The sequence below is a fragment of the Pseudomonas fluorescens genome (assembly GCF_012974785.1).
Taxonomy (GTDB): Bacteria; Pseudomonadota; Gammaproteobacteria; order Pseudomonadales; family Pseudomonadaceae; genus Aquipseudomonas; species Aquipseudomonas fluorescens_BT.
In genome coordinates, this window is record NZ_CP027561.1 from 2714449 (window position 1) to 2738251 (window position 23803).

The window sequence follows — 23803 nt, forward strand, 5'->3', positions numbered from 1 at the left end:
GGCAATAAAAAACCGGTGACGCAAGTCACCGGTTTTTTTATGCCTGCCAGAAACTCAACTGGCTTCGTAGCGCGATGCCGTTGGTGGTGCCGCTTCGCCACTCAACGCATCGACCATCGGCGGATGCTCCTGCGCTGCCTGACGCAAGTCTTCGGTCACCCGCAGCTCGGCGCCAGTCGGCGAGAAGGTCGCAGCCGCCGCAAACGGCGCCGGGTTGGCCGGCACCGGACGCTTGCCGCGACGCCAGAAGAAGAACGTCACCATGCTCAGGTTGACCAGCGCGAAGGCCCAGAACAGGCCGGTTTCGCCGTGGGCGTTCATTGCCGGCGAGATCAGCAGCGGGCTCATCGCCGAGCCCAGGGAGTTGATCAGCAGCATGCCTTGAATCATCGGCACCAGGGTTTCAACCGGCGCACGGTCGGCGGCATGGCTGACCGCAACCGGGTACAGCGCGAACACGCCGCCACCCAGCAGGAACAGCATCGCTGCGAGCATGGCCGAGGACAGCGGCACCAGCACGATCACCAGCGACAGCACGGTGCACGCGGCGCACAGCACGGTCAGCACTTGCAGGCGATCCTTGCGGTCGGACCAGCGCCCGACCGGGTATTGCAGGAGCATCGCGCCGAGGATCGTCCAGGCCATCATGCTGCCGACTTCGCCGACGTTCAGGCCGATGCGTTGCAGGTACAGCGGCAGCAGGGTGTAGATCGCCGCGATGGTCACGCCGGAGCCGAAGCAGCCGACCAGCCCGGTGGGCGACACGCCCAGCAGTGCCCGTGGCTTGAGCGGTTCGACCTGTTCCAGCAGCGGTGAAACCCGCGGCAGGATCACGATCGGCAGCACCGACAGGGTTGCGAGCATGCCGGCGACCATGAACGGCGCCGTGTCGCCCAGCCCGGTGATTTTCCCCAAAAACGCCTGACCCAGCACGCCGGCGCCGTAGAGGACGATCATGTACAGCGCCAGCAGGCGCCCGCGAATCTTCGCGTCACCGGCCAGCAGCAGCCAGCTCTCGATCACCAGAAACACGCCGACCGTGGCCCAGCCGTTGATCAGGCGCAGAACGACCCAGCCCCAGGTGTCATAAAACAGCCCTTGCAGCAGGATGGTCGCGGCGATCAGCGAGGCGAAGCTGCTGTAGGCGCGGATGTGGCCGATGCGCAGGATCAACCGGTCATTGAAAATCGCGCCCAAGGTAAGGCCGATGAAATAGGCCGAGGACACGATGCCAATCATCGTCGCCGATTCGCCGGCCGCGCCCAGGCGCAGAGTGGTCAAAGAAGACAGAAAGCCGTTGCCCAGCGCAACAATGAACAGCCCGAGCAGGGGCGCCAGCGCCATGGCCAGCAAACGCGGTGTCATAAAAACCTCAAGTGATCGAACAGCGGAACGTGCGCCTCTGCGCATGCGAGTGCCAAGCCGAAGTGTGTTGAAGACAAACGACCGCCGAACGGGCAGGACGATTGAGCCTGGCGCACTTTGTGAAAGTGGCCGGCTGTTCAAACCTGAGGGTTGTCATGGCTGCGGGCAGGCGCCGTTCGGGCGACTGCAAGAGGAGGCGCGATTTTAAGCCTTGTGTGGCGTTTGCCAAGGTGCCGGACCTGCGACGTTGGGACGCAGGCTCGTCCGTTTCAGCACTGATCACGCCGATCGTTCCCACGCTCCGCGTGGGAATGCCTCCATGGACGCTCTGCGTCCGCCGTTGGAAGGGACGCGGAGCGTCCCGAGCTTGATCGATAACCCCAGCGCATTCATTGCCCGGATGAAAAGTCGCTGTATCGATCCGGTTTCCCTCGTTAGCCTGTGCGGTCGAATCGCGATTTTGATCCAGAGGCAATGATGCAAATAAGAGGCGAGCGTGCCGCCACGGCGTGCGGGCTGTTGGCGATTGTGTTGTGGAGCACCGCCGCCGGTTTGATCAGGGGCGTCAGTGAACATTTCGGCCCTCTGGGCGGGGCCGCGATGATTTACACCCTGGGGGCGATCCTGCTGGTGATGTTTCTCGGGCGACCGCGTCTTCGTTCCACGTCAACACTCTATCTCCTGCTCGGCAGTGGGTTGTTCGTTGCGTATGAGGTGTGCCTGTCTTTGGCGCTGGGGTTTGCCAGTGACCGGCAACAGGCGATCGAACTGGGTGTGGTCAATTACCTTTGGCCATGCCTGACCGTGGTGCTGGCGATTTTCATGAACGGGCAGAAAACCCGCTGGTTCATCGTTCCCGGCAGTGCGCTCGCACTGTTTGGCATTCTCTGGGTGGTCAGCGGTCAGGGCCTGTCGTTGCCGGGGATCAATGCCAACGTCAATTCCAACCCGCTGAGTTACAGCCTGGCGCTGGCCTGCGCGATCACGTTTGCGCTGTATTGCAACGTCACGCGCCGCTACGCCAACGGGCAGAGTCTGGTAGTGCTGTTTTTCGTGCTGACGGCGATTGTTTTGTGGGTGAAGTGGGGCTTCAGCAGTGAACGGATTTCTGCATTCACAGTGGGCAATTCCCTCGAACTGATCGCCACCGGCATCGCCATGGCCGGCGGTTATGCGTTGTGGAATATCGGCATCCTGCGCGGCAACCTGACTTTGCTGGCGACCGCATCCTATGGCGCGCCGGTTTTGTCGTCAGCGTTCGCCGCGCTGTGGCTGGGTGTCAGTTTGCAGATGCAGTTCTGGCAGGGCGCGGTGCTGGTGACCGTGGGTTCGCTGATCTGCTGGCAAGCGACGCGGCAACGTCAGTTCTCCTGAAAAAACGGCGTTGCCGCGCATGCCCGTCAGCCCACGGACTTCAACGGAATCGGCCCCTTGAGCCGGTCCATCATCGTGGCGCAATACCAGTCATCGAACTGGCAGACGCCGGTTTCCGCCGTTTCCGAGTACGGCCCCGGTTCATAGGACGGGGAGGTCACGCCGCGCTGGGTGCCCTCGACCAGCGTGCGGTCCTGATCGTTGGTGGCGATCCAGACTTTGGTCAGGCGTTCGAGGTCGTAGTCCACGCCTTCCACTGCCGTGTCCGGCACCAGCCATTTGGTGGTGACCATGGTTTGTGTGGCGCTGATCGGTAATACGCGGAAGCTCAGGGCATGGTCGCCGAGGAAGTGGTTCCAGGTGGACGGGTAATGGAAATAGAGCAGGGCGCCGATGTCCGGCTCGGCGGTTTTGTCCAGACGCCCGTTCACTGCCGGCTTGCCGTCCATGGTGTAGCTGACGGCCCCGGACGACAGCGGAATGCGGGTCATGCGGTACTGACCGTTGATGTCCATCACCAGACGGCTCGGCAAACCGGCCTGCTCGCAGGTGTTCCAGTACGCCGACAACTGTGGGTCGTCTTCGCCGCTGAGGCCGCCCACCGACAGGTTGTCGACGAAGGATTTCAACAACTCCGGGTGGGAACCGTCGCAGTGGTAGCACTCGCGGTTGTTCTCGAACACCAGCTTCCAGTTGCCTTGTTCGATGATGGTCGACTCGAACGCCACTTTGCAGTTGTCCAGATAATGCGGGGCGATGAACGGGCTGACGGCTTTGCGAAAACCTTCGAAGTCCGGCGCCTTGGTGGCGACGCAGACATAGATGTAGCTGTGCACGATCTCGCAATGCACGGACTTCAGGTTGTACTGGGCCTTGTCGAAATCCTGGCCCATGTTGCCGGCGTACAGCAAGTTGCCGTCCAGCTCGTAGGTCCACTTGTGATAAGGGCAGACCATTTTCGCGACCTTGCCGTGTTCGTGTTCGCAGATCTTGGCGCCGCGATGGCGGCAGGCGTTATGAAACGCCCGGATCTCGCCATCCTTGCCGCGCACCACGGCGACCGGGTAATCACCGATCTGCAGGGTGAAGTACTGGCCGGGTTTGGAAATTTCGAAGGTGTGCCCGGCGAATATCCAGTCCTTGTGCCAGATCTGCTCGAGATCCTGGCGATAGACGTTTTCATCCTTGTAGAGGACGCCCGGCAGCGAGTGCCAGGGTTTGCGCTGGGCGATCAGGTCAAACACGGTGTCTTTATTGTTCATTGTTTTCCTCGTCATGCGCGTAGGGCCGGAACAGGTCCAGCCTATCTGTGCCGGGAAAGCCGTCACAAACGACATTTCCTGCGGGTAATCGATGCGTTGCGGTTATGGGTGAGGGCGTCTGAAGATCGGCTCAAGCGTGGCGATGGCCGACGCAGACTGGTCCAGATTGCGAATCGCCTGTTTCACCGCGAGGCTGCGTTCATGGCCGAGGCTTGAGGCGAACAGGTCGAACTTCTGCTCCAGTTCTTCGCGACTCAGGGCCGTTTCGGGATCGCCGCGCGCGGCGGTGATCGGGCTGACGAGCACGTTGCCGTTTTTCAGGGTGACGGTGACGCGCGAGAGGATTTCATTGGGGAATCGCGCCGAAATATCGGCGGCTTCAACGATCTCGATGCGTGCGCTCAAGGCGCGGATGTCGGCGGCGTGTATGGATTCGCCGGTGACTTCGTCCGGGCCGAGTTTGCCCCTGACGATCAGCGCCGCCAGCGGAAAGGCCAGGGCGTATTGCGCCTGATCGGCATCCGCCGGGGTGTGACCTTGCAGGCACATCGATTCGTAGAAAGTCTCGACGCGGATCGTTTCGATCGCGTCAGCGTTGAGCCCGGCGTTCTCCTGTTGCAGTTGCAGCATCGCGGTCAGCGCCGGTTGCGCCCAACGGCACACCGGCCAGGGTTTGAAATACTGGCTGTCGATTTCCCAGCGCTGACCGAGGTCGAGCCAGTGCTCGGCGACCGAGGCGTCCTCGACGGTTTCCGCTGGCGCACCGGTCACGCCTTCCTTGGCCATCAGCAGCGCATTCAAACCGACAAAGGCGCCGCTGCCGTGGGCGTCACGCAACATGGTCGGAAACGCGATCAGGCGCATCATCGGGCAACGGGCGCTGAAGTATTCGGCGATGCCCAAGGCATTGCGAAAGGTCGGCTCGTCAAAACCGAGCAAGCGGGCGCCGGCGCAGACCACGCCAATCGCCGAAAAGCCGCCGGATGCGTGGTACGTCGGGGAGGTTGCCATCAGCGCTGTTCCGGCGCGAAGTCCGGTTTCATAGCCGAGGCACAGCGCGCTCAACAGCTCATGTCCGCTGACTTCCTTGCCTTGGTGATGCAGCGCATCGGCGAGGGCGAGCAGGGCCGGCACCACGGTCGCGCCAGCGTGCCCCTTGGATCGGAAGTGGCCTTCGTGGGCATCGAGGCTGTCGGCGGAAAAGCCGCCAGCCCAACCCGCGCCCAGCAGGCTCACGCGCTGACCGTCGAACAGCAGACGACTGCCGTATTCGCCGGTGGGATAGTGGGAAACAGCAAAACGGCGCAGCGCCACACTTGTGTCATTGGACGCAGCACCGGCCATGACGCCGACGATATCCAGCAGGCTGTTTTGCAAAATCTCCCGGGTCTTGGCCGGGGCCTGGATGAAGTCAAAGTCGCGGCAGAATTCGTAGAGTGACATTCAACAATTCCTTCCTGTGAGGGGAACCGGCCAGATCCCGACCGGCGCCGCTCCACAATGAGTCAGGAAGGTTGTGCGGCTCCAACGACATTTTCGTCGGGCAATTGATAACCAAATCGATGGCTAGCGGCGGGGAAACTTCGACAGGATCCATTCGCGAAACCGGCGCAATGCGTCTTCGTTGTCCGCATTTTCCCGGCAGGCCAGGTAGTGCCAACTGTTGCGCAGCTGGACTTCCTGTTCAATCGGGCGCACCAGCAATCCCTGTTGCACCAGCGGTGCCACCAGATGATTCCAGCCCAGCGCGATGCCTTGATGGGTGAGCACCATGCTGATCAGCAGGTTGTAGTCATTGGCATTGAAAATCTGCGGACTGGTTGCCGGACGATCATCGATATCGATGGCCTGAAATGCCAGCCACACGCCCCAGTCGACATGCTCGGCCACTTGCGAGCGCCCATAGGGGCTGAGATTGAGCAGGGCCGAATCGCGCACACCCTCGATGGTCGAGATTTCCGGATGCTTCTCCAGATACTGCGGCGTGCACACCGGGTAGATCAGGTCATGGCACAGCGGGTAGCTGCGGTAGCCTTCGCGGACACGCGAAATCTTGGTGATGAACACGTCGGGCTGGACACCGGGCTCCATGGTCAGGAAGTTCTGGGTGGTGATCAGGTTCAGCTCGATGCCTTCGCTCTGGGCGAAAAACTCGGGCAGATGATTCGACAGCCACAATGCAGAGAACGCCGGGGAACAGCAGATGGTCAGCACTTTCTTGCCGGACTGGCTGCTGCGAATGCGCTCGGCGGCCTGGGCGATGTTGACGAACGACAGCTGCGCGGCATCGAAGAACAGCGCGCCCGCCGACGTGAGTTCGACGGCCCGCCCGACGCGGGTGAACAACTGCGCCCCCAGATAGCTTTCCAGCTCGCGGATCTGCCGGCTGATCGCGGCCTGGGAAACACACAATGCTTCGGCGGCACGGGTGAAACTCTGGTACTTCGCGGCCGCGACAAATGCCTTCACAGCCCTTAAGGACGGCATCTTCAGCAAGATGGTGTCGGGATCGACATGCTTGGTCATTCGTACAGCCTCCTGATATTGCGGCTTGCGGGCGAAGCGCGACGAGGGTAGCGGAAGCCTGCGGGTAGGGATACGCCAGCGTCGCTGCAAGGATAGTCCCGGTCGCGGATGAGCGATGTCTGGCCCGTCACATCGACGCTCGCAAGATCCATAACCCGACGTTATCAACATGTCCCTGTAAATGTCGTTGGATTAAGCAGGGGGATGCTAATAAATTTGAAACGTCCCTCGTTCCTGGGGTCCCAAAAATAATAAAAGGAAACCCGTCGTGACGACATATAACTATTACCGCTGCCGCTCAAAACCAGTTTCGCTCGATTGCATATTGTTTGAACCCGAATATGCACTACGCGATGGAGGCAAGGTATGACTCGCTCCGACGAAATAATTTGCGTAAAGAATGTTTATAAAGTCTTCGGTACTCAGCCAGCACTGGCCATGAAGTTGATCGAAGAAGGCGCATCGAAAGCGGAAGTTTTCAAAAAGACCGGGCAGGCCATCGGTGTATTCGATGCCAACTTCTCGGTCAAACGCGGCGAGATCTTTGTCATCATGGGTTTGTCCGGTTCGGGCAAATCGACCATGGTCCGACTGTTCAATCGCCTGATCGAGCCGACCTCCGGCAGCATCTTTCTGAATGGCCGGGAAATCACCGGCCTGGGCGACAAGGACTTGTTGCAGGTGCGCCGCAAAGACATGGGCATGGTCTTCCAGTCGTTTGCCCTGATGCCGCACATGAGCGTCATCGACAACGTCAGCTTCGGCCTGGAAATCAGCGGTGTCAGCGAAAAGGAACGCTACTGCCGGGCCATGGGCGCCCTTGAGCAAGTCGGGCTTTCCGGGCAGGAAATGTGCTTTCCTCACCAGCTCTCCGGCGGCATGCAACAGCGAGTCGGCCTGGCCCGCGCCTTGGCTAATGACCCGGCCATCCTGCTGATGGACGAAGCGTTCTCCGCGCTTGATCCGATGATCCGCAGCGAGATGCAGGGCGAGCTGATCAAGCTTCAGGCCGAGCAGGATCGCACCATCATTTTCATCTCCCACGACATTGAAGAAGCCGTTCGCATCGGTCACCGCATCGCGATCATGGAGGGCGGGCGCGTGGTGCAGATCGGCACCCCCCGTGAGCTGCTGTGCAATCCGGTGAACAAGTATGTACGGGACTTCTTCAACGGTTTCGACACCAGCCGGATATTGCGCGCCGGCGATATCGCACAAACCGATTCGGGCATTGTTTATGAACCGGGTCGCCAAACTCCGATAAAGGCCGACGCTTCCTTGCGCGAGATATTTCACCTTGTTGCGGCTTCATCTACGCCAATGCCGGTAGTCGATGAAGTTGGACTTTATAAAGGTTCGATCTCGCAGGGGCATCTTTTAAGTTGCCTGGGTAATAGCTGAGCTTCTGTTAAACAAGAATGATCACGCAGTACGCAAGTGCGAGGTAGCGTCATGTCCGACTTTAACTTTCTGGATCCCTTCCAGAGTTTGAATATTCCGCTGGGGTCGTGGGTTGAAACCGCCCTTAAATACCTGGTGCATAACTTTCGGGATGTCTTCCGCTCGATTCGCTGGCCGGTCGATCAGGTGCTCGACGGCGTCCAGTGGGGGCTGCTTTCGCTGCCGCCGACGGTGTTCATCATCATCGCCGGGCTGATCAGCTGGCAGATCGGCGGCAAACGCATCGCGATCTTCAGCGTGGCAACCCTGACCGGGCTCGGGCTGATCGGCGTGTGGAACGACGCCATGGTCACCCTGGCACTGGTGCTGACCTCGCTGTTGTTCTGCGCGGTGATCGGGATTCCGCTGGGCATTCTCTGTGCCCGCAGCGACCGCACCGAAATGGTCATCCGCCCGGTGCTCGATGCCATGCAGACCCTGCCGGCGTTCGTCTACCTGGTGCCGGTGGTGATGCTGTTCGGCATCGGCAACGTGCCGGGTGTGATTGTCACGATCATCTTCTCCGTCGCGCCGCTGGTGCGGCTGACCAACCTCGGCATTCGTCAGGTGCCGGCGGACAAGGTCGAGGCGGCGCGGGCCTTTGGCTGCACACCGATGCAGATGCTGATGAAGGTTCAATTGCCGCTGGCCGCGCCAACCATGATGGCCGGCTTGAACCAGACCTTGATGCTGTCGCTGTCGATGGTGGTGGTCGCCTCGATGATTTCGGTCGGCGGGCTGGGGCTGATGGTGCTCAGCGGCATCGGTCGCCTCGATATGGGCCTGGCCAGTGTCGGCGGAGCAGGGCTGGTGTTGCTGGCGGTGTTCCTCGATCGCCTGACCCAGGCCATGGGTGAACGCAGCGCCGATCTGGCCACCGGGCAGCGCTGGTATGAGAGCGGGCCGGTCGGCCTGGTCATGAAGTTGAAGAAAAAGAAGAACGTTGCTCGTGCGGTTATTAACTGAACCTTTCTGCTCACCGATTAAAACTCCAAAGCGTGGTGAAACATGAAACTGGCAAATCTCAAGAAAAGCGTTGTGGCGGGTGTGGTTGCTTCAGTCATGGGCACGATCCTGTGTTCAGCAGCGTTCGCGGCGGACGCCAGCAAACCTGGCGCCGGTGTGTCGATCACTCCGATTTTCCCGACCATCGCCGAAGAGCGTTTTCGCGGTGAAGTGGTCGTGGCCGGGCTCAAGGAGTTGGGCTACGACGTCAAGCAGCCCAAAGAGACCGATTACCCGGCGATGTTCCTGGCGCTGTCCTACGGCGACGCGGATTTCACCGTGCATGAGTGGGAGCACCTGCACGAAGCCTTTTATGAAAAGGCCGGCGGCGATGACGTGATGGTCAAGGTCGGGCAGATCATGAAAGGCGTGCTACAGGGTTACCTGATCGACAAGAAAACCGCAGACGCCTATCACATCAAGGATCTGTCGGATTTGAAGAAACCGGAGATCGCCAAGCTGTTCGACAGCAACGGTGACGGCAAGGCCGACCTGACCGGTTGCAACCCGGGCTGGGGCTGCGAAGTCATGGTCGAGCACCACATGAAGGCTTACGGCCTGGAGCCGACCGTCGTCGACAACCGCGGCTCGTACTTCGCGCTGATGGCCGACACCATCGCCCGCTACCAGCAAGGCAAACCCGTGCTGTTCTTCACCTGGGTGCCACAGTGGATTTCCAGCGTGCTGGTCGAAGGGCGCGACGTGGTCTGGCTGCCGGTGCCATACACCGATCTGCCTGACGGCAAGGAAAGCAAGGACACCTTCTATGAAGGCAAGAACCTCGGCTTCCCGGTGGATACGGTCAACGTTGTCATGAACAAGGAGTTCGCCGAGAAGAACCCGGTGGCCCGCAAGTTCCTCTCCGAAGTCAGCATCAGCACCGCCGACGAAAGCGCGCAGAACCTGAAGATGCAGCAGGGCGAGAAGTCCCTGGCCGACATCAAGCGCCACGCCGCCGAGTGGATCAAGGCCCACCAGCAAAGTTATGACGGTTGGCTGAATGATGCGCGGGCGGCGGCCAAGTAAGCGGGTTGTTCCTTGTCAAATGACGGTATCGGGTGGCGCAGCATGGACACTTTCCAAAGCACATTGAAACTGCAGAACATCGGGTTTCGCCAGACCACGGATCTGGTCGAGCATGAACGCGTCGTGCGGGTGGCGTTCATCCTGCTCGATCACTTCTCGCTGACGACCCTTTCGACAGCCATGGACGCGCTGGCCACCGGCAACCTGATCAACGGCGATACGGTTTACAGGATTTCGACTTATTCGTTGCAAGGCGGTCTGGTCGACAGTGATGTCGGCGTGCCGATTTCCTCGCAACGGCTGGCGGCGGAAGGCTTCAATCAGGATGCGGTGATCGTTGTGGGTGGTCAGCGGGTCCGGCTGTCGTCCAGCCCGATGTTGCGTCGGGTTCTGAAAAAAGTGGCTTGCGCCAAAGGCGTCGTGGCGGGTTGCTGGAACGCTGCGTTCTACCTGGCGGATGCGGGATTGCTGGAGGGGCAGGAGTTCGCCTGCCATGGCGATAGTCGCGCACTGATCGGCGAGTATTTCCCGCAATTGAAGGCGTGCACTCGGGACTTCGCCTTTGGCCAGCGTCGCGGGACGTGCGCCAATGCCTGCTCGGCGCTGGACATGACACTGGCGCTGATGCAGGAACTGGGTTCGCGCAGCGATGCGTCATTGGTGGGTGAGATCAGACGAGTGCACCAGCCGAAAAGCCGGGAAACGCTGCGCACCGAAGATGTCCGGCCGGCAGCCATTCCCAAGCCGTTGAACATGGCGCTTTCGCTGATGGAACAACACATCGAGGAGCCGCTGGAAATTGACGAGATCGCCAGTCACGTCGGTGTTTCCCGCCGCCAACTGGAAAGACGATTCGCGAGGTATCTGAATGCCGCTCCCAACCGCTATTACCTGGAGTTGCGGCTGACCCGGGCCCGGCAGTTGATTGTGCAAAGTGATCGTTCATTGACGGATGTGGCGTTGGCAACCGGGTTTGTCAGCTATCCGCACTTCTATAAACGCTTCAAGGATCTGTTCGGACTGCCGCCCATGACCTTCCGGGATTACTACTACGCGAACGATTACGGTGCCGGGCGATATGCGCTCGCCGCCAACTTCTGAGCGATTGAGTAGATTCAAGTAACGCAACTTTGATGGCTGTTTTCATTCAACGCGATTCCGCGCGTTTGCTTCGTGTCGGGTTCGATTTGTCATTTCAACAATAAACGGTTCAACACTATGAAAGTCAGTTCGCTGCCCGCCGATGATGACAGCTGTGGCTGGTTCCACCTGAGCCGGCCGCGCAGTCCCGAGCCTGGCCATCGCGGCCACCGTTCGGCGCGTTGGGTCGTCGTGGGTGCCGGCTTCACCGGGCTGGCGGCGGCACGCCAGCTCGCGCTGAACTTCCCGGACGATGAAGTGGTGCTGATCGAAGCGCAGGAAGTAGGGTTGGGGCCGTCCGGTCGCAATGCCGGTTTTGCGATCGATCTGCCCCATGACATCGGGGCCGAGGACTATATCGGTGATATCGATCTGGCCCGGATCAGTCTGAAGCTGAACCTGGAGGGCCAGTCGATCCTGCGCAATCTGGTCGATCAGTTCGGTATCGATTGCCAGATGAAAGCCTGCGGCAAGTATCAGGCCGCCGTGGAAGAACGCGGCATCGCGGTGCTGGAAGCTTATCGCCGGGGTCTCGACAAGCTCGGTCAGCCGTATCAGATGATCGAGGCCGAAGAATTGCCCGAGCATCTGGGCACCCGTTTCTACCGCAAGGCGTTGTTCACCCCCGGCGCGGTGCTGGTTCAGCCGTCGGCGCTGGTGAAGGGCCTGGCGGACAGTTTGCCGGCCAACGTCACCCTCTACGAGCGCACGCCGATTCTGGAAGTGGAATACGGCGCCAAGACTTTGCTCAAGCACGCTCACGGCAGCATCACCGCCGACAAACTGATCCTGGCCAACAACTCGTTCGGCATGCGCTTCGGTTTTCTGCAGGGCCGCATGTTGCCGATCTACACCTACGCCAGCATCACCCGCCCGCTGACCGATGAAGAGCAGGCGCGTCTCGGTGGCAAACCGTTCTGGGGCGCGATTCCGGCCGACCCGTTCGGCACTACGGTGCGGCGCACGCCCGACAACCGTTTGCTGATCCGCAACAGCTTCAGCTTCAACCCCGATGGCCGCAGCAACAGCAAATACAACGAGCGCTTCGTGCGCCGGCACCGCGCGTCATTCGATCAGCGCTTCCCGATGCTGCCGGGGGTGAAGTTCGAATACACCTGGGGCGGGGCGCTGGCCATGTCGAGGAACCACAACGGCTTCTTCGGCGAACTGGCGCCGAACGTTTACGGCGCGCTGGGCTGCAATGGCCTGGGCGTCACCCGTGGCACGGTCACCGGCAAGTTGCTGGCCGACTGGCTGGCCGGGGAGCGCGACGGCTTGATCGATTTTCTGTTGCAGGCCCCGGGGCCGACGGGCAACCCGCCCGAACCGTTTCTCTCGTTGGGCGTGAACATGAACCTGAAGTGGGGGCAATACCGCGCCGGCCGCGAAAGTTGAACGCTCATCGCCCGAACTGCGCGATGAACTGAAGTAGCGATGCACTGAATACAAGGACAAGAAATGAACAACGTTGCTGTATCAATCGAGGACGTACCGCTCAATGGTTTTCATCGTCTGCTGACGATCCGTTCGGCCGGTGGCTCCTTTGTCGACGGGTATGTTCTGAGCATCATCGGTGTGGCGCTGGTGCACATGTCCAGGTCTCTGGCACTGGACGATTTCTGGGAAGGCATGATCGCCGCCTCGGCGCTGATCGGCATTTTCTTCGGCGGTTTTCTCGGCGGCTGGCTGACCGATGTGCTGGGGCGCAAACGTCTGCTGTTTGTCGGGCCGACCCTGTTCATCGTGGCCTCGCTGGCGCAGCTGTGGGTCGATTCGGCGGTGGCGCTGTTTTTTCTGCGGCTGCTGCTGGGAGTGGCGGTGGGCATCGAGTACCCGGTGGCGACTTCGCTGCTGGTCGAGTTCATGCCGCGCAAATATCGCGGCCCGCGTCTGGCGACGCTGACAATCATGTGGTTCGCCGGGGCTGCAACGGCGTATGTCGTGGGCGAGCTGATGTTCAAGCTGTGGGGCTCCGATGCCTGGCGGCTGGTGCTGGCCAGCGCGGCGATCATCGGCGCCATGCTGTTTCTGGTGCGCATCGGCACACCCGAATCGCCGCGCTGGCTGCTGAGCAAGGGCCGCGCCGCTGAAGCCGAAGCGATCATCAAACAGGTCTACGGCAACGACTTCTCCCTGGCCAATCTCCCCGAGCACCGGGTGGGCGAGAAGCTGACGATCTTCAACCTGCTGCACTCCGGCTACGGCAAACGCATGCTGTTTGTCGTGGTGTTCTGGACCTGTTCGGTGGTGCCGCTGTTCGCCGTGTATGCCTTTGCGCCGAAGGTGCTGGCCGCACTCAATCTGCAGGGCGACTGGTCATCCCTGGGATCGGTGGCGATTACCTTGTTCTTTGTCATCGGCTGCGTGATTTCGACCCGGATCATCAACCGTGTCGGCCGACGCAATCTGTTGATCTACAGCTTTCTCTGCTCGGGCCTTGCGCTGCTCGGGCTGGCCGTCGGTCATGCCGGGCCCAATGCGCTGGTGCTCGCCTTCTTTGCCGTTTACGCCTTGTTCATCGGTGGCGCCCAGGTGCTGACGCTGGTGTACCCCAATGAACTGTTCCCCACGGAAATCCGCGCCTTCGCGGTCGGTGTCGGCACCTCTCTGTCGCGCATCGGCGCCGCAGCGGGGACTTATCTGGTGCCGGTTTCCCTGAGCACGCTGGGCATCGCCCAGACTATGTACATCGCAGCGGCCGTCACCCTGGTCGGCCTGGTGCTGTCGTGGGTGCTCGCGCCGGAAACCCGATCGCTCAACCTGCAACAGGCTGCCTCGCTGAACTGAACCTTGCCCGAGCCTTAACGGCGTCGGGCCAACGAATTGAACACTGCAATCACTGGAGAAAAACCTATGAACTTTGACGGCATCTTTACCCCTGCCATTACGCCTTTGTCCGCCGATGGCCAGATCGACTATTCGGCGTTTGCCGAAGTGGTCGAATATCTGATCGAGTCGCGGGTTCACGGCATCGTCATCGGTGGTTCGACCGGCGAGTACTACGCCCACACCACCGCCGAGCGGCTGAAAGTGGCCGAGCGCGCCAAGGAAGTGATCAACGGCCGCATCCCGCTGGTGATCGGCACGGGCGGGATCCGCACCGAAGATGCGGTGGCCTTCGCCGAGCACGCCAAGTCGATCGAGGCCGACGCGATTCTGGTGGGCTCGCCGCCCTATGCCTTGCCGACGCAAAAGGAAATCGCCGAACACGTGCTGGCCGTGGACAAGGCCGCCGGCCTGCCGATCATGCTCTACAACTACCCGGCGCGGATGGGCGTAGCGATGGGCCCGGAATTCTTCGAGGCGATTGCCGGTTGCAAGAATATCGTCGCGATCAAGGAAAGCTCCGGCGACACCGCTCAATTGCATCGTCTGGCACATTCGCACCCTTCGATCCAGCTGTCCTGCGGCTGGGACGACATGGCCCTGGAGTTCTTCGCGTGGGGCGCGCGCAGCTGGGTCTGCGCCGGTTCGAACTTCATTCCGGCCGAGCACATTGCGCTGTACGAAGCCTGCGTTCTGGAGAAGAACTTCGACAAGGGCCGGCGGATCATGTCGGCGCTGTTGCCGCTGATGGACGTGCTGGAAAGCGGCAAGTTCGTTCAGTCGATCAAGCACGGCAGCGAACTGGTCGGCCTGCGGGCCGGCGGTGTGCGCAAGCCGATGCAGCCGCTCGAAGCGTCCGAGAAGGAAGTGCTGGAAAGCGTGATCAAGACCCTCAAGCAGAATGTGGCGCGCATCGTCGCGGAGGTTTGAAATGGCCGATCTTCTGAGTCAAGCGCAATACCGCGAACTGGCGGCGAGGCTCGAGTTTCGCAATCAGGCGTTCATCAACGGCGAGTTTCGCAGCGCGCTGTCCGGCAAGACGTTCACCACGACCAACCCGGCCACTGAAGCGGTGTTGACCGAGATTACTGCGTGCGGTGCCCAGGACGTGGACGCCGCTGTCGCCGCAGCCAAGGAGGCGTTCGAGGACGGACGCTGGCAAGGGCTGGCGCCGTCGGCACGCAAGTCGGTGTTGCTGCGATTCGCCCAGTTGCTGGAAGACCGCTCCCATGAACTGGCGGTGCTGGAAAGCCTAGACAGCGGCAAACCGATCCGCGAATGCCAGAACATCGACGTGCCCGAAACGATTCATACCCTGCGCTGGCACGCCGAGCTGATCGACAAGATCTACGACTCGACCGCACCGACCGGTAACGGCGCGGTGACCATGGTGGTGCGTGAGCCGATCGGCGTGGTCGGTCTGGTGTTGCCATGGAATTTCCCGCTGCTGATGCTCGCGTGGAAGATCGGCCCGTCGCTGGCCGCTGGTTGCTCGATTGTGGTCAAACCGGCGAAGGAAACCACCCTGAGCACCCTGCGCGTAGCCGAGCTGGCGCACCAGGCGGGGATTCCGGCCGGTGTGTTCAACGTGGTGCCCGGCGGCGGCAAGGAGGCGGGCGAACCGCTGGGCCGACACCCGGACGTTGCGATGGTCAGCTTCACCGGTTCGACTGATACCGGGCGGTTGTTCCTCAAGTATTCCAGCGAATCCAACCTGAAACGCATCGTGCTGGAGTGCGGCGGCAAGAACCCGGCGGTGGTGATGAACGATGTCGAAGACGTCGATCTGGTCGCCCAGCACGTGGTCAACGGCGCGTTCTGGAACATGGGCGAAAACTGTTCGGCCTCGTCGCGGCTGATCGTGCATTCGGACATCAAGGACGAATTGCTCCAGCGCGTGCAGGTGCACCTGGCCGACTGGAAAATGGGCGATCCGCTGGACCCGGAAAACCGTCTGGGCTCGATGATCAGCAAGGCGCATTTCGAGAAGGTCCGTTCGTACCTCGACCATGCCCGGGATGAGAATCTTTCGGTGCTGGCGGGGGGCAACACGGCCGACAACATCTTCGTCGAGCCGACCATCGTCGATGGCGTCAGCCGTGACAGCCGTCTGTTCCAGGAAGAAATCTTCCGCCCGGTGCTGAGCGTGACCACGTTCACCTCCGTCGACGAAGCGATCAGCCTGGCCAACGACACGGCTTACGGTCTGGCCGCGTCGGCGTACACCGGCAGCCTGCGCCATGCGCTGAAACTCTCGCGTGGGATCCGCGCCGGTATCGTCACCGTGAACTGCTTCGGCGAGGGCGATGCTTCAACGCCTTTCGGCGGCTACAAGGAATCGGGTTTCGGTGGGCGTGACAAGTCGATCTGGGCCCATGACCAGTACACCGAGCTGAAAACCATCTGGATCGACGCGTCCTGATTCATCGCGGTTTTTCGCAGGCCTTTTTCGCCCCGATCGGTACGCGCGTACCGGTTGGGGCGAATTGCGTTCATTCCCGAGTATTTTGCCGCCCCGGCGGTTAGCATGGCGCTACAACAATGAAACCGATGGACCACACCTTGATCGAACGACGCCAATTCAGCGGTGGCATGAAGGGCAAGAACCTTCGCTACCTGAACGAGCCCGCCAGCGGGCCGGGACGCATGACCCGCACCGGGTTCGTGCTGCTGGAGCATTTTTCCCTGCCGGCCTTCACCCAGGCGCTGGACACCCTTGTCACCGCCAATCTGCTGCGCCCCGGACTGTTTTCCACGCGAACTTTCGGCCTCAGCGACGGCGAAGTGATCAGCGATCTGGGGCTGGTGATCCGCCCGGACTCGCGTCTGGAAACCAGCGTGTTGCAGGAGCTGGATCTGCTGGTGATCTGCGGCGGTTACCGCACGGAACTGAAGGCGAGCGACGAGTTTATCAATCTGCTGAAAATGGCCGCAGAGGCTGGTGTGATACTGGCCGGGTTGTGGAACGGCGCGTGGTTCCTGGGTCGGGCAGGGGTGCTGGAAGGCTACCGCTGTGCGATTCACCCGGAGCATCGGCCGGCGCTGGCGGAGATTTCCAAGGCGACCCAGGTCAGCAGCGAACCTTACGTGATCGACCGCGACCGGTTGACCGCATCCAGTCCGTCCGGCGCTTTCCACATGGCCCTGGACTGGATCAAGGGCCTGCACGACAAGGCGCTGGTCGAAGGCATCGAAGACATTCTGGCGTTCGAGGAATCGCGTTACCGACGGATCAAACCGACCGAGAACCTCTGCGTCAGCGCGCCGCTGCGTGAAGTGGTGAAGCTGATGGATGCCAACCTTGAAGAGCCCTTGGAGCTGGAGCAACTGGCGGTCTATGCCGGGCGTTCCCGGCGTCAGCTGGAACGGCTGTTCAAGGAACAACTGGGCACCACGCCGCAGCGTTATTACATGGAGCTGCGCATCACCGAGGCCCGGCGTCTGCTGCAACACACCGAGCTGTCCCAGGTGGACGTGCTGGTGGCGTGCGGATTCGTGTCGCCGAGTCATTTCAGCAAGTGCTACAGCGCCTATTTCGGTTATCGGCCGTCCAAAGAAAAACGGCTCGTCAAATGACGAGCCGTTCGGCGTGCTGCTTCAGAGGTGATCGGCGTCGATGATCGCCTGAGCGAAGGCTTTCGGGTCTTCCTGCGGCAGGTTGTGGCCGATGCCGCCGTTGATCAGGCGGAACTGGTATTTGCCGGTAAAACGTTTGGCGTAGTCCTCGGGTGCCGGGTGCGGTGCGCCGTTGGCATCGCCTTCCATGGTAATGGTCGGCACGCTGATCGACGGTGCGGTGGCGAGTTTCTGTTCCAGCGCATCGTACTGGCTTTCACCCTGCACCAGGCCCAGGCGCCAGCGGTAGTTGAATACGGTGATCGCGACGTGATCCGGGTTCTGCAACGCCTTGGCGCTGCGGTCGAAGGTGGCATCGTCGAAGGCCCATTTCGGTGACGCCAGTTGCCAGATCAGCTTGGCGAAATCATGGGTGTTCTTGGCGTAACCGGCCTCACCGCGGTCGGTGGCGAAGTAGAACTGATACCACCATTGCAGCTCGGCCTTGGGCGGCAGCGGATTCTTGCCGGCGGCCTGATTGCCGATCAGGTAACCGCTGACCGACACCAGCGCCTTGACCCGCTCCGGCCACAGCGCCGAAACGATGTCCGCCGAACGCGCGCCCCAGTCGTAGCCGCCGAGCACGGCTTGTTTGATCTTCAGCGCATCCATGAAATCGATCACGTCACTGGCCAGCGCCGCCGGCTGACCATTACGCACGGTCTTGTCGGACAGGAAATGCGTGTCGCCATAACCCCGAGCGTATGGCATCAACACCCGATAACCCTTGGCCGCCAGCAGCGGCGCGACGTCGTCGTAGCTGTGAATGTCATACGGCCAGCCGTGCAGCAGAATTACCACCGGGCCATTGGCCGGGCCGGTTTCGGCGTAGGCCACGTCCAGCAGGCCAGCCTTCACGTGTTTCAGCGGGCCGAAGGGCAGATCGGCCTTGACGCTGGCGGCTGCGGTCTTGACCGGCGCGGGGGCTGCGGTTTGTGCCTGGGCGAAGGCGCCGAATTGCAGCAGCGCGGTGGCTAGAATCGACAGGCCCAGCAGGCGGCGACGGTTTTTCCCGGTGGTGACAGTGGCGTGTGGTGCGTGCTTCATGGCAAGTCTCCTTATGATCGGCGAGGGCCGGGTTCTGGCTGAACCCTTCGAATCTGCAGTCTATTAAAGGCTGGCCACGTATCTGCGCTGTTTCCGTTTTCGTTGGCTGATGCGCAGGGATGTATCCGGGAGGTGTTCGTACACACTGCGATACAAACCTGCGGCCAACAAAAAGCCCCGAATGTTCGGGGCTTTTGCTTGCCTTGGGTTTCAGGCCTGAGTGACGTGCTTGGGTCCGGCCAGTGCCCAGGCGATCAGCCCGAACAGCGGCACAAACACGATCAATACGATCCAGACGCCTTTGTTGCTGGCTTTCCCCTCACTCTTGCGCACCCGGTTGATCGCCCACAATTCGATGAGCAAAAGAACGACGGCCAGTACGATCCACGTGGTTTCAAGTTGCATGGGCTACCTCCTGATGGTCATTGGGTTAGGCGCGGCATGCCACTCAGGGTTCATTAAATTTGCTTGATGACCTGCGTGGCCCACGTGCACAAATGTTCTAAACCGATCGGCAAAGTCGCGGTAACGTAGACGTCCTCAACGACCAACACTGCCTTCGGAGCCTTGCGTGGACAAACGCAACTGGATCGACCTGTCCCAGGATGCCGACACCGGGATCGAGTCGATTCGTGCCCATTTCCAGGGCCATGCCTACGATCCGCACTGGCATGACAGCTTTCTGGTGGGTGTCACCGAGCAGGGCGTGCAGCAGTTTCATTGCCGGCGCGTGCGCCATCTGAGTACGCCGGGCAAGATTTTCATGCTGGAGCCGGGGGAGATCCACGACGGGCACGCGCCGACGGAGGAGGGCTTCACCTATTCCATGCTCTACCTCGATCCGCATTGGCTGGAGCGCGAATTGCGCGTGCTGTTCGAGCACGCACCCGACAACAGCCAGCTCGGGTTCACCGATACCCTGAGCCAGGATTCGCGTCTGGCCACTTCCATCAATCAGGCCTTTCAGGCCTTGCATCACGGCGACCTGCGCATCGTCCGGCAGAGCGCTGTCGACCACTTGCTGGGTGCATTGACGTCCCACCTCGACTGGCGCAAGCGTCAGGCGTTCGATCCACGCTTGCCCCGCGTGGCGCAGGTGGCGCGGGACTATTTGCATGCCCACGCCTTCGAAGACATCGGACTGGATGATCTGGCCCGGGCCTGTGGGGTGGATCGTTTTCGGCTGACCCGGGCCTTCAAGTCGGCCTTCGGGCTGGCGCCCCATGGTTACTTGATCCAGTTGCGGCTGGCTCGGGCCCGGCAATTGCTGGCGCGAGGCGAAACGCCTGCCGACGTCGCCAGTGCGCTGGGCTTTGCCGATCAAAGTCACTTGGGTCGCTGGTTTCGTCGGGCCTATCACCTCACGCCAGCCGACTACCGCAAACGCTGCTCAAACCTTCCAGACTGAACCCCATGCAACCGCGACCATGGACTCCTGTTCTGATCCGGAGTCCATGCCATGGAATCGTTGTTGCCTTTTCTGCTGTTTTCCTTCGTCGCCTCGATCACCCCGGGGCCGACCAATATTCTGGTGATGAGCCACAGTTCGCGACGCGGAATGGTGGCCACGCTGCCGATCATCTTCGGTGCTTGTCTGTCGGCGGCACTGGTGGTGCTGGTGGTCGGGCTCGGCGTCGGCGAAACGCTGTTGCGCTATCCCCGTGTGCAGCAGACGATGGCCTGGGTCGGGGTGCTGTGGCTGAGCTGGCTGGCGTGGCAGATCTTTCGCAGCACACCGCCGTCGCTGGACTCGGCGACAGCGGCGGATGACGGCTTCAGCGTATTCGGCGCCGTGGGCCTGCAATTGATCAACCCCAAGGTGTGGATGATGGCGGTGGCGGTGGTCAGCGTGTTTGGCGGAAACGGCGATGAACAGATGCGGATGCTGTTGCTGGCCTTTGTGTTTCTGCTGGTCTGCCTGCCGTGCATGACGGCGTGGGCGCTGCTGGGCGTGGGCAGCGCGCGGTTCTTTGGATCGCCACGGGCATTCAGGCGCATGAATGCCGGGCTGGCGTTTTTGTTGTTGCTGTCGGCTTGGTTGGCGGTGTTGGTCTAGGTTCAGACTTCAGTTGGTAAACAGCGCAACCCTGTCACTCTGGATAAGGCGGCTGGCGGCCAGCGCTCTGAGCCGTTGTACCAACGCGTTGCGCTGGTCTTTTGAGGTGATCGGGTCGACTACCTGATACTGGCGATCGCACCAGAGATCCACCTGCCGCAGCCAGAATGTCTCGACCACGGGTTCTGCTTCCAGCCGTTTCAGCAGATAGGCGACCTGCTGCCAACTCGACATCAAACGCAAGATCGCCCGGCTGCGTTGCGGGGGCAGGTCATGCCATTCGTAATCCAGTTTCGCGGCGACCCTGGTATTCAGCACGGCCCAAGGCTGCTTGTCTGATAGCGCGTAGGCTGCGAGGTACACTTTTTCCGAAGGATCACTCAACGCCCCGAGCATCAGCGACAGATCTTCATCGCCCAGCACGCGAACAGCAGCCTGCCGCACGGAGGGGTAGATGGAGCTCAGCGCTTCAGTCAGCCAATGCTTCTGGAGCCCGATTTCAAGCTCGGCTGCCAGACCCAGTACGCCAAGCCATTCGCGTTTGCGGGTGGGGAAATCCTGGCTGAGTCGCTGTGCCAGTACCTTAGTTGCATCGATCCCGTAACGTGGCGCAGCCCAACGCGCCAGGCTGCGAATCGCGGGCGAAGGATCGAGCAAAGCCATCGGCAACAGTTGGCCTGGATCATCGGACAAGGGAAGGAGCGCGCGGAGTATGTTGACACGAACCTTGGCACCCGGACGCGACAGGGCCTCAAGCAGTAAAGGCGAGGCCTGCGCTGGCGGTAGATCCTGACAGACCGACACGGCAGCCAGTCTTACGGTCAGCTCTCTATGAGCCAAGGCGCTACGCAAAAGTCTTTGCGAGTCGAAATCCGTTTCCAGCAGCAACATGAACAGGTAGCGCGCGGCTTTGCCTTGTCGCACGAGAAAGTCTGCGAAGACTTCATCGCGGATTTCCGGTGATTGAAGAACAGTGCGTGCGGCGGTGTAGGTGGGGGCATGGTCAACCCGCTGCCGCGCCACCAGCGCCATGATCGAGTTCAGCGCATACAGCAAAGCAGGCGCCTGAGCGGGATTCAGGTAGTTGTTCATCCCGGACAACGCCAGATCGCGAATCTGTGGCACCCAATCGTTGAGCCGTTCTATCAGGGCTACAAGCGCCTGCGGGGAGCAATCGCGACTGAGTTCTCTCACCGCAACTTCCCGGACGAAGCCGTTGTGGTGAGTGCTGAGTTCAATCCATGTAGCGCTGCCATTGGCATTTGCGAGCAGTTCCAGTGCTTCGTTGCGCCGATACTCCGCCCATGTGGGCTCGGTCATGGGTTTGTTCCTCAGCCGGTCCCACCAGTCCTTTGGAGATGTCACGCAATGATCCTTTCTGTCGTTGTCCGGGTGCAGGGTGGCCACTTTACTGATTTTTCGGTCGCAGGCGTAACTGTCGATTCGCTCGGGCTCGGCGTGGGAACCGCGCAGACAGTGCAGGAGATACCTTCCACATTCCTGGCAGGAATGCACCGCATAAAATCAATGAATTTCTATTATCGATGCTCGTGACGTAGGGTGATTCAAGGACACGGAGAAACTGCCTTGAAATCTTGCTCTACTGGAAAATTCGACACCTCCCGCGCCAATGAATACGGCAAGCAAAGCCGTATTGCGCTGGCGGGTTATGACGCTTGCCATGACCTTGCCGCGTGCATGCTGGCGGCCAGCCTCGGTAATGCCGGTTCGGCGCGGATTCTGGCGGTGGGCGCCGGCGGGACGGCTCAGGAAATCATCGCCATGGGAGGTCTGGAGCCTGGCTGGCGATTCATGGCGGTTGATCCTTCCGAGCCGATGTTGGCGGCGGCGACCGAGCAGTTGCGGACACACGACTTGCTGGCGCGAACGGATCTGCATCTCGGGCCGGTCGATGATTTGCCTGCCGATGAGTCATACGACGCCGCCACGGTGATCGGGGTTCTGCATCATCTGGAAGGCGATGAGGCCAAGCGAGCGCTTTTGCAATCCATTCGGGCTCGTTTGAAGCCGGGTGCTCCGCTGATCGTGGCCGGCAATCACTACGCGTATGCCAGCCAACCGTTGCTACTGGAAGCGTGGGGACAGCGTTGGCGCCAGAACGGGGCCAGCGCCGATGAGGTGAAGGCCAAACTGGGGAAAATTCTTCAGGGCGCCGATCCTCCGCATTCCGAAGCGGCGGTTCAAAAGCTGTTGCATGAAGCCGGGTTCGGCGAGGCCACCCGGTTTTTCAGCAGTCTGTTCTGGGGTGCGTGGTTGACGCGTCGAGTGCGTTGATCCGGGGCCGAGCGACGAATCCGACCACACGGATTTGAAATCTCCGCCGTTGCCCCCCAGAATCGCGCCCCGATCCGGCCACCAACGCCGGGCGTTCAGAGTGAAAGGGGTTGCGGTTGAACGAACAGACATTGTCCATGCGCCTGGAGCGTGTAGCTGCGCACGTACCCGCCGGTGCGCGCCTGGCCGATATCGGCTCGGATCACGGCTACCTGCCGGTGGCGTTGATGCGTCGCGGCGCCATCGAGGCGGCGGTGGCGGGGGAGATGGCGTTGACGCCGTTTCGCTCGGCCGAGCGCACTGTGCGTGAGAACGATCTGAGTCAAAAGATCACCGTGCGCCTGGCCGATGGCCTGACGGCCATCGAGCCCCAAGACGCAATCACCGCGATCAGCATTTGTGGCATGGGCGGCGAGACCATCCGCGACATCCTCGAGGCCGGCAAGGTGCGCCTCAGCGGTCACGAACGCCTGATCCTGCAACCCAACGGCGGCGAGCAACCCCTGCGGCAATGGCTGATGGACAACGACTACCGAATCCTCTGCGAAGAAGTCCTGCGGGAAAATCGCTTCGACTACGAAATCATCGTCGCCGAGCGCGGCGACCCGGTGACCTACACCGAAGAAGAACTGTACTTCGGCCCGCATCAATTGCAGGCGCGCAGCCCTGCGTTTGTCACAAAGTGGCAGCACCGGTTGCGACACAAGCAGCAGACCCTGAACCACTTCGGGCGGGCGCGGCACGGGGTGTGCGAGCACAAGGTGCAGGATCTGGTGCGGCAGGTGCGCTGGATCAATGACGTGCTGGGGTGAGACAGCCCCAACGC

The 23803-nt window shown here is 61.1% G+C and carries 21 protein-coding genes; 14 read left to right on the forward strand and 7 right to left on the reverse strand.

Going from position 1 to position 23803, the window contains the following annotated elements; translation table 11 throughout:
- Positions 1 to 54 precede the first annotated feature (54 nt).
- A complete protein-coding gene (locus C6Y56_RS12035) occupies positions 55 to 1365 on the reverse strand; it encodes an MFS transporter (RefSeq protein ID WP_169430054.1) in 1311 nt (436 codons plus the stop codon).
- Between the two features lie 477 nt (positions 1366 to 1842).
- On the opposite strand from C6Y56_RS12035, the gene yddG reads away from it, so the two are divergent.
- Entirely contained in the window at positions 1843 to 2739 is an 897-nt protein-coding gene (gene yddG, locus C6Y56_RS12040) for an aromatic amino acid DMT transporter YddG (protein WP_169430055.1), read from the forward strand.
- A 26-nt stretch (positions 2740 to 2765) separates the two neighbouring features.
- Here yddG and C6Y56_RS12045 read toward each other — a convergent pair whose 3' ends face one another.
- From C6Y56_RS12045 to C6Y56_RS12055, 3 genes are all read right to left on the reverse strand, one after another.
- The gene (locus C6Y56_RS12045; RefSeq protein WP_169430056.1) at positions 2766 to 4001 is read right to left on the reverse strand and encodes an aromatic ring-hydroxylating oxygenase subunit alpha; all 1236 of its coding nucleotides are present in this window, start codon (positions 3999 to 4001) and stop codon (positions 2766 to 2768) included.
- 102 nt (positions 4002 to 4103) lie between these two features.
- The gene (locus C6Y56_RS12050; RefSeq protein ID WP_169430057.1) at positions 4104 to 5444 is read right to left on the reverse strand and encodes an MmgE/PrpD family protein; all 1341 of its coding nucleotides are present in this window, start codon (positions 5442 to 5444) and stop codon (positions 4104 to 4106) included.
- 123 nt (positions 5445 to 5567) lie between these two features.
- Entirely contained in the window at positions 5568 to 6527 is a 960-nt protein-coding gene (locus tag C6Y56_RS12055) for a LysR family transcriptional regulator (protein ID WP_007955405.1), read from the reverse strand.
- Positions 6528 to 6893: 366 nt separating this feature from the next.
- Here C6Y56_RS12055 and C6Y56_RS12060 point away from each other — a divergent pair, with 366 nt between their 5' ends.
- The 9 genes from C6Y56_RS12060 to C6Y56_RS12100 all read left to right on the forward strand — a co-directional run bounded on the left by C6Y56_RS12060 (position 6894) and on the right by C6Y56_RS12100 (position 17540).
- On the forward strand, positions 6894 to 7928 hold the full coding sequence (locus tag C6Y56_RS12060; RefSeq protein WP_169430058.1) for a quaternary amine ABC transporter ATP-binding protein: 1035 nt from the start codon (positions 6894 to 6896) through the stop codon (positions 7926 to 7928).
- Positions 7929 to 7979: 51 nt separating this feature from the next.
- Positions 7980 to 8933, forward strand: coding sequence for a glycine betaine/L-proline ABC transporter permease ProW (gene proW / locus C6Y56_RS12065; protein WP_169430059.1), 954 nt, complete (start codon positions 7980 to 7982; stop codon positions 8931 to 8933).
- 42 nt (positions 8934 to 8975) lie between these two features.
- A complete protein-coding gene (gene proX, locus C6Y56_RS12070) occupies positions 8976 to 9998 on the forward strand; it encodes a glycine betaine/L-proline ABC transporter substrate-binding protein ProX (protein WP_169430060.1) in 1023 nt (340 codons plus the stop codon).
- 42 nt (positions 9999 to 10040) lie between these two features.
- A complete protein-coding gene (locus tag C6Y56_RS12075) occupies positions 10041 to 11099 on the forward strand; it encodes a GlxA family transcriptional regulator (protein WP_169430061.1) in 1059 nt (352 codons plus the stop codon).
- A 117-nt stretch (positions 11100 to 11216) separates the two neighbouring features.
- On the forward strand, positions 11217 to 12533 hold the full coding sequence (locus tag C6Y56_RS12080) for an NAD(P)/FAD-dependent oxidoreductase (RefSeq protein WP_007955396.1): 1317 nt from the start codon (positions 11217 to 11219) through the stop codon (positions 12531 to 12533).
- A 63-nt stretch (positions 12534 to 12596) separates the two neighbouring features.
- Complete coding sequence (locus C6Y56_RS12085) at positions 12597 to 13925, forward strand: MFS transporter (RefSeq protein WP_169430062.1); 1329 nt, start codon at positions 12597 to 12599, stop codon at positions 13923 to 13925.
- Positions 13926 to 13991: 66 nt separating this feature from the next.
- Positions 13992 to 14894, forward strand: a complete 903-nt coding sequence (locus C6Y56_RS12090; protein WP_169430063.1) for a dihydrodipicolinate synthase family protein — start codon at positions 13992 to 13994, stop codon at positions 14892 to 14894.
- Position 14895: 1 nt separating this feature from the next.
- On the forward strand, positions 14896 to 16386 hold the full coding sequence (locus tag C6Y56_RS12095; protein WP_169430064.1) for an aldehyde dehydrogenase: 1491 nt from the start codon (positions 14896 to 14898) through the stop codon (positions 16384 to 16386).
- 128 nt (positions 16387 to 16514) lie between these two features.
- Entirely contained in the window at positions 16515 to 17540 is a 1026-nt protein-coding gene (locus tag C6Y56_RS12100; protein WP_169432623.1) for a GlxA family transcriptional regulator, read from the forward strand.
- 21 nt (positions 17541 to 17561) lie between these two features.
- Here the strand turns inward: C6Y56_RS12100 and C6Y56_RS12105 are convergent, their stop codons facing one another.
- Together C6Y56_RS12105 and C6Y56_RS12110 are read right to left on the reverse strand one after the other, a co-directional pair.
- Positions 17562 to 18626, reverse strand: a complete 1065-nt coding sequence (locus tag C6Y56_RS12105; RefSeq protein ID WP_169430065.1) for an alpha/beta fold hydrolase — start codon at positions 18624 to 18626, stop codon at positions 17562 to 17564.
- 210 nt (positions 18627 to 18836) lie between these two features.
- Positions 18837 to 19031: a PLDc N-terminal domain-containing protein gene (locus C6Y56_RS12110; protein WP_007955366.1), complete on the reverse strand. Its 195-nt coding sequence runs from the start codon at positions 19029 to 19031 to the stop codon at positions 18837 to 18839.
- 166 nt (positions 19032 to 19197) lie between these two features.
- On the opposite strand from C6Y56_RS12110, the gene C6Y56_RS12115 reads away from it, so the two are divergent.
- Together C6Y56_RS12115 and C6Y56_RS12120 are read left to right on the forward strand one after the other, a co-directional pair.
- The gene (locus C6Y56_RS12115) at positions 19198 to 20034 is read left to right on the forward strand and encodes an AraC family transcriptional regulator (RefSeq protein ID WP_169430066.1); all 837 of its coding nucleotides are present in this window, start codon (positions 19198 to 19200) and stop codon (positions 20032 to 20034) included.
- A 51-nt stretch (positions 20035 to 20085) separates the two neighbouring features.
- Positions 20086 to 20682, forward strand: coding sequence for a LysE family translocator (locus C6Y56_RS12120; protein ID WP_169430067.1), 597 nt, complete (start codon positions 20086 to 20088; stop codon positions 20680 to 20682).
- Positions 20683 to 20691: 9 nt separating this feature from the next.
- On the opposite strand, the gene C6Y56_RS12125 is transcribed toward C6Y56_RS12120, so the two are convergent.
- Entirely contained in the window at positions 20692 to 22002 is a 1311-nt protein-coding gene (locus tag C6Y56_RS12125) for a PBS lyase (protein ID WP_169430068.1), read from the reverse strand.
- A 267-nt stretch (positions 22003 to 22269) separates the two neighbouring features.
- Here C6Y56_RS12125 and C6Y56_RS12130 point away from each other — a divergent pair, with 267 nt between their 5' ends.
- Together C6Y56_RS12130 and C6Y56_RS12135 are read left to right on the forward strand one after the other, a co-directional pair.
- Entirely contained in the window at positions 22270 to 22977 is a 708-nt protein-coding gene (locus C6Y56_RS12130; RefSeq protein WP_169430069.1) for a class I SAM-dependent methyltransferase, read from the forward strand.
- A gap of 116 nt (positions 22978 to 23093) precedes the next feature.
- Positions 23094 to 23789, forward strand: a complete 696-nt coding sequence (locus tag C6Y56_RS12135) for a tRNA (adenine(22)-N(1))-methyltransferase (protein ID WP_169430070.1) — start codon at positions 23094 to 23096, stop codon at positions 23787 to 23789.
- The last annotated feature ends 14 nt before the right edge of the window (positions 23790 to 23803 follow it).